The sequence below is a fragment of the Mesorhizobium sp. M2C.T.Ca.TU.002.02.1.1 genome (assembly GCF_003997225.1).
This window is the reverse complement of record NZ_RZTO01000305.1, coordinates 1-6,563: the sequence shown is the minus strand read 5'-3', so window position 1 is coordinate 6,563 and position 6,563 is coordinate 1. Positions and strand designations below refer to the sequence as shown.

General features: G+C 62.6%; 5 protein-coding genes and 1 pseudogene. 4 read left to right on the top strand and 2 right to left on the bottom strand.

The window, feature by feature from the left end; translation table 11 throughout:
• The 3 genes and pseudogenes from EOD07_RS38140 to EOD07_RS17365 form a co-directional block, all read left to right on the top strand.
• A pseudogene (locus EOD07_RS38140) lies at positions 1–221 on the top strand (hypothetical protein); the annotation flags it as partial.
• A 124-nt stretch (positions 222–345) separates the two neighbouring features.
• On the top strand, positions 346–1,281 hold the full coding sequence (locus tag EOD07_RS17370; protein ID WP_164772308.1) for a glycosyltransferase: 936 nt from the start codon (positions 346–348) through the stop codon (positions 1,279–1,281).
• Between the two features lie 225 nt (positions 1,282–1,506).
• Positions 1,507–2,061, top strand: coding sequence for an HdeD family acid-resistance protein (locus tag EOD07_RS17365; RefSeq protein WP_127236340.1), 555 nt, complete (start codon positions 1,507–1,509; stop codon positions 2,059–2,061).
• Between the two features lie 144 nt (positions 2,062–2,205).
• On the opposite strand, the gene EOD07_RS17360 is transcribed toward EOD07_RS17365, so the two are convergent.
• Together EOD07_RS17360 and EOD07_RS17355 are read right to left on the bottom strand one after the other, a co-directional pair.
• Positions 2,206–3,189, bottom strand: a complete 984-nt coding sequence (locus tag EOD07_RS17360) for a bifunctional riboflavin kinase/FAD synthetase (protein ID WP_127236339.1) — start codon at positions 3,187–3,189, stop codon at positions 2,206–2,208.
• 32 nt (positions 3,190–3,221) lie between these two features.
• Positions 3,222–4,082 (bottom strand): TIGR01459 family HAD-type hydrolase, encoded by an 861-nt coding sequence (locus EOD07_RS17355; RefSeq protein WP_127236338.1) that lies wholly within the window; start codon positions 4,080–4,082, stop codon positions 3,222–3,224.
• A gap of 238 nt (positions 4,083–4,320) precedes the next feature.
• On the opposite strand from EOD07_RS17355, the gene EOD07_RS17350 reads away from it, so the two are divergent.
• Complete coding sequence (locus EOD07_RS17350; RefSeq protein ID WP_281059061.1) at positions 4,321–6,273, top strand: pilus assembly protein; 1,953 nt, start codon at positions 4,321–4,323, stop codon at positions 6,271–6,273.
• Positions 6,274–6,563: the final 290 nt, after the last annotated feature.

Below are 6,563 nucleotides of genomic sequence, written 5' to 3'. Positions count from 1 at the left end.
ATGTGGACCCGAACACGGTGCAGCAACGGCCGATAACCGCATTCGCCGCCTTGCCGGGGATTGAGCTCAGGCAGGCCTATTGCGAATGGCGGGGAAGCTGGCTTCACGAAGTCGGCCTCGACGGCGACCTGTCGCTGAAGGCGAAAAAGCGCGAAGCGGTCCTTAGGCTGCTCGCCCCCGCCCTCGAGGCTTCGCTCGGATCGGCCAGACAAGGAAATTGACAGTCGACAGATTTACGGAACTTTGGAATTGGAATTCTGAGACCAGGCTGCCGACATCCGGCAATTCAACGGCCATTCGATCCGGCCGGTCATCGCAAGGGCCATTCCATTGCCGACAGTAAGCGTGATCATTCCGGTGAAGGACGGCGCGCAATATGTCGGCGAGGCCCTGCAAAGCATGCTGGACCAGGATCTGACGGATATCGAAGTCATCGTCGTCGACGATGGATCTTGCGATGACAGCGCAGCGATTGCGACGTCGATCGGCGACCGTGATAGCCGGGTCAGAGTTGTCGCCAACAGCGGCAAGGGGATCGTCGATGCGCTGAACATGGGGATTGCACTCGCGCAGGCTCCTCTTGTGGCGCGCATGGATTGCGACGATGTCTCGCTGCCCGACAGGTTGCGCCTGCAGGTCGCGTGTTTCGAAGCGGATGCCGATTTGCAGCTGCTCGGTACGGCGGGATTGCAGATCGACCGGGACGGAAAGCTGTTGAGGCCGATCGGCGTGCCTACCGGCAACGACCCGTTGCGGGAAGCGCTCGCCAGATACAATCCCATGCTTCACCCGACGGTGATGTTCCGGACCGAGGCCGTCCGGCGCGCGGGAGGCTACCGCCACGCGTTCACCTATGCCGAAGACTACGATCTATGGCTGCGGCTTTCCGAGACGGGAAAACTGGCCAACATGGAAGTGCCGCTCGTGAAGCTGAGATCGCACCCGGGACAAGTATCGCGCGTGAAGCAGGACCAGCAAAAGGCGGCCGCGGCATTGGCCAGGCAGTCGGCGCTGTTGCGCCGCTATCGCGCCGAGCCGTTCGACGCGAACGGCCAACCCGCGCAGGCCATCGCAGGTTTTCTGGCATGGCGCGCCGCCACGGGGGTCGGCGTCTCCAGACTGGAAAGACGCGACATCGAGTTGCTGTTGCGAACCGCAGGCATACCCATAGCCGTCACGTGCAAGCTGCTGTTGCTCGCGGCTGTCGGCGCCCCCTCTTTCAGGACGCTCGCGCTCGGACCTCGACTGGCCTGGCGCAGGATGATCGCGCGGCCGAACTGAGCGGCCCAGCGGATGCGACCTGTCGTCGATCTCACGAGCATGGCGCGATGCTCGGATCCGGCCGCCCCTGGTCCGCGTGCAGCGGCATCACAGTCACAACCGCGGTGGAAGGTCATGGACGATCGGCCGCCCACGGCCCGGTCCGTGTTGCTGGACGGCCAGTGCCATTCAGTTTAGCTTCCTTTCGCCGCACGATCGGTGGTGAATTTCGAGGGAGATGAAACCATGACTCTGCCAAGCGACGCTCTCAAGGACGCGATCGGCCAGACGCGGGACAAGTGGGGATGGTTCGTGGCGCTTGGCGTGTTGCTGCTGATCTTCGGCGGCATCGCTTTCGGCAATTTGTTCATCGCCACCGTCGCCTCGGTCTATGTCGTCGGCTGGCTGATGCTGATGGCCGGCATTATCGAGATCATCCATGCCTTCGGGGTCAAGACATGGGGGCGTTTCTTCTACTGGCTGTTGAGCGGCCTGCTCTACGCCGTCGCCGGCTTCTTCGCCTTCGACAATCCGCTGCTCGCCTCGGCGGTGCTGACGCTGCTGTTGGCCATCGCGCTTGTCGCTTCCGGGCTTTTGCGGTCCTGGGTGGCCTTCAGTCACCGGCCGCAGCAAGGCTGGGGATGGCTGCTCGCGGCCGGCATCATCACCATTCTGCTCGGCCTGATGATCGCCATGGGCTGGCCGGTGAACAGCCTCTGGGTGCTTGGCATATTCCTGGCGATCGACCTGGTGTTCCAGGGTTGGAGCTTCATAGCCATCGGGCTGGCGCTGAAGCGGTAAGCCTCCCTCAGTCGACGTTGAGAAGTGTGACCGCGACAAGCGCCAGCGCAATGCCCAGATATTGCGCTCTGGAGACCTCTTCCTTGACGACGAGCGCGCCGACAAGAACCGCATGACGATGGTCAGGCTACGGCCACTGCCGGTCTAGAACGTGATCTCGGCGTCCAACTGCGAGAGCGGGCGCACGCCCGCCAGCAGCGCCCTCGCCTCGGCCTCGTCGTTTTTCATCTGCGCCACCAGCGCGTCGAGACCATCGAATTTGAGCTCGGGGCGCAGGAAGCCGAAGAACGACACCTCGCAGGTCTCTCCGTAGAGATCGCCGGAAAAATCGAAGACGTATGTTTCGAGCAGCGGCGCGCCATTGTCATCAACGGTCGGACGCCGACCGAAGCTGGCGACGCCGTCATGAAGCGTGCCATCGGCGCGACGGAAACGGACGGCATAGATCCCTTCCTTCAAGGCCGCTTCCGGCGAAAGCCGCATATTGGCGGTCGGGAAGCCGAGAGTGCGACCAAGCTGCTGGCCGCCGATCACCTCGGTCTCGACGGTGAAACGGTAGCCGAGCAGTCCGGCGGCCTCCTCCACCTTGCCTTCGGCAAGCAGTTCCCGGATGCGGCTCGACGAAACCACCTCGGCGCCTTCATCGCGGAAGGCGTCGACCAGCGTCACGCCGAAGCCGTGCCGCTCTCCGGCCGCCATCAGAAAGGCCGGGCCGCCCTGGCGGTCCTTGCCGAAATGAAAGTCGAAACCGGTGACGGCGTGGCGGATGCCAAGGTTCTTCTCCAGCACATCGGTCACGAAAGCCTCGGGCAAAAGGGAGGCAAAATCGCGGGTGAACGGCTGCTCGACCAAAGCGGCAAAGCCAAGTCCGGCGAGCAGCCGCGCCTTCATCGGCGGCGGCGTCAGCACGAAGAGCGGCACTTGTGGCCGGAACACCTTGCGCGGATGCGGCTCGAAGGTGAGCACCAGGGCGGGCACGCCGCTGCGGCGGGCCTCAGCCAGCGCGCGCTCCAGGACGGACTGGTGGCCGCGATGGACCCCGTCGAAATTACCGATCGCCACGACGCCGCCGCGCAGATGCGCGGGCAGCGGCGCGACCGCCGAAAGACGTTCGAAGGCTTGCTTCATGTCGAGGCGCCCGTCATGGCCAGACCACCAATCTATTGCAGACGCGGAATGACGGCGACCGGCCGGTAGCCGTGCTTTTCAAGGAAGCCCGCCAGCCTTTCCGGATCGGGGCGGAGCGGATCGCCATAGTCGCGAGCGTGGATGCCGCCTGAGACGTAGAGCACATCGAAACCGTTGTCGGCCGCGCCCTTGACATCGGTCATCATGCCGTCGCCGATGGCGAGAACCTCGCTGCGCTCGACGGCGCGGCCGAGAAGGCCGGCGACCTCCTTCATGGCGACATCGTAGATCGGCGCGAAGGGCTTGCCGGCAATCAACGTGCGGCCGCCCAGTTGGGCGTAATCGCGCGCGAGCGCGCCGGCACACCATATGGTGCGCTCGCCGCGCTCCACCAGGATATCCGGATTGGCGCAAATGAACGGCAGATTGCGGGCCCGCAGCCGCTGCAGCAGCTCGGCATAGTCGGAGGGTTTCTCGACCTCGTCGTCATAGAGGCCCGTGCAGACGATGCCGGAGGCCTCGAACTCCTCGACGAGATCGACGTCGAGCCCGTCATAGAGGGTGAAATCGCGCTCCGGGCCGATGTGGAAGATCTTCCTGGGTCCTTCGGCGATCAGGTCGCGCGTCACGTCGCCGGAGGTAACGACCCGGTCACAGGCGTCGGCGGGAACACCGATGACCTTCATCTGGGCAATGACGTCGGCGCTGCGGCGTGGCGAATTGGTGATCAGCACGACAGGCACCCTGGCCGCGCGCGCCCTTGCGAGCGCGGCGGCAGCGGCCGCAAAATGCCATTCGCCATTGTGCACGACGCCCCATACGTCGCACAGGATGGCGGCGTAGCGCCCCGCCAGATCGTCAAGCGAAGCGATGATGTCGGGCGAATCCGCCATGCCGTGTCCCTGATTTCGATCATGAAGCGCGTCGCGCCGAAGGTCGCCGCGGTCGGCCCCGCATAGCCGAAGCGCCTCATCCTGTCACCAGCTTTCCGGACCTGCCCTTCCGTCAAGCGCCGACAGGCGACGAGCACCAGCCGTGGGCGGACCGCCGCTTGCACAGGGTTAATGCCCTGTCAAAGGACCGCGCGATCTTGATGCCTTCGAGAGGACTGAAATTTAACGATTTATGATCATGCTAAAACGGAACTCTAGGATCTTGGCGGGGGCTAAGGCATTGATCCGGAAATTCCTGCGTGACAGACGAGGCAACTATGCCTTGATGACGGCCATCACGATGATACCGCTGATGGGCGGCGTCGCCATTGCCGTCGATTACACCGAATTGGTGCGGGAGCGGCAGGAGACGCTGAACGCGCTGGATGCGGCCGGCATCGCGACGGCACAGCAGATCGTCGCCGGCGCCAGCGACACCGACGCCAAGGCCTACGCCAAAACCTTCTTCGAGGCCAATCTCAGGCACGTCCTTCCGGCGAATACGACGCTGACGGTAACCCTGCCGAACAATAATGCGGGCGGCGGCACGCTGGTACTCGAAGCGAACCTGAAGTACCAGCCCTACTTCCTGCCGGCTGCGGTCGCGCTGCTCGGCGGAACACCCGGCCAGACGAACCTCGCCTTCTCGGCCAAGTCCGAGATCCGCCTCAAGAACACGCTGGAAGTGTCGCTGGTGCTCGACAATTCGGGCTCGATGAACGATATCAGCGTCTCGAACAAGGTGCGGTTCGACCTCTTGAAAAGCGCCGCCAAGCAGCTCGTCGACCAGTTGTCCGGCCAAGCGCAGATGATGAAGCAGGTTTCCAAGCCGGTCCAGTTCAGCCTCGTGCCGTTCGCTGCCTCGGTCAATGTCGGCCCCGCCAATCAGGGCGCGGCATGGCTTGATCCGTCAGGTATTTCGCCAATCCAGCATGAGAATTTCAACTGGGGAACCATGACCCAGGCGCTCAATGCCAACAGATGGGCGGAGCAAGTCGGCAACGTCTGGTATGCGCGCGGTTCGCTGTGGGGCGCTCAGCAAAATCTACCGTTAACGCGCTTTTCAGTCTTCGATCAGATGACGCGCGTTACCGCATGCAGTTCAAAGGATTGGAGCGGCAATTGCACGTCCAACGCGACATTCACCTATGGCAAAGTCGCGAGTTGGGGAGGCTGTGTCGAGGCGCGACCTTATCCCTACAACGTCAGTGATGCTCCCGCCTCGTCGGCAACACCGGCCACGATGTTCGTGCCGATGTTCGCCCCGGATGAGCCTGGCAACCAATGGACGCTTTCAAGCGGTTCGGTCAAAACGTTCGGCATGCTCAACAGCTGGTGGGATGACAACGATGCAACTACCTCCACCAACCAAGCCTTACAATTAGCCCGGCAGAAGAACATGGCGAAGTATTTCGTCCCGGCCCCGCTCAACAAAGCTGCCTTGCCTGCGCCAATCGACGGCGGACCGAACTATAGCTGCACCACAACAGCAATCACCCCGCTCACGGACGTCTCGAACGCCACCGGCTTGACCGCCATCAAAACCGCCATCGACGGCATGGTCGCCGTCGGCGCCACCAACGTGCCCGAAGGCATGGCCTGGGGCTGGAGAACCCTTTCCAGCACAGCTCCTTTTACAGGGGGCCGATCCGAAACGGAAAAAGGCAACGACAAGGTCTTGATCGTGCTCACCGACGGGGCCAACACCTACTACACACCCAGTTGGTTCCGCGCCAATGACTATCCCCTGAACAGGTCAAGCTATTCCGCTTACGGTTACACGGGCGTCGGCTACAACGGCACCGGCACCACCCGCCTGTATATGAACACCGACTCAAACGTCAGTAAGACGACATATACGGAAGCGAACTACACCACGGCGATGAGTCAGCAGTTTGCGACGCTGTGCGACAACGCCAAGGCTGCCAATATCATCGTCATGACCATCGCGCTCGACCTCGATTCGAAGAACACTGCCGAGGCGGCGCAGATGGCAGCCCTGAAGACCTGCTCGTCGGATTCGCGTTTCCGCAAGGATCCGACCGACCCGACCAAGCCGGCGAAGCTGTTCTGGAATTCGACCGGCGCAACGCTGTCGGACGACTTCAAGGCGATCGGCAACGAATTGTCGAACCTTCGCATCGTCAGCTGATCTGCTCGGACAAATGATCGACGACGCCCGCTCGCAAGGCGGGCGTTTTTCGTCGCGCGGCATGGCCGCGGTCAGTTGGCTTGGTTAGCGCTTGGTGAAGCCGCCGTTAAGCAATCGAGCGGTTTGCCAAACCGGTCCTTCAGCGTTTTGTGGAAGTGTGGCCCGGCGAAAATCCGTCGGCGGGGGGCCGCTTCAAGTACAATGCGCAAATTCTGGCATCAATTCTGCCGTGACCGCCGCGGCAACTATGCGCTCATGACAGCAATCGCCATGGTGCCGCTGATGGGGGC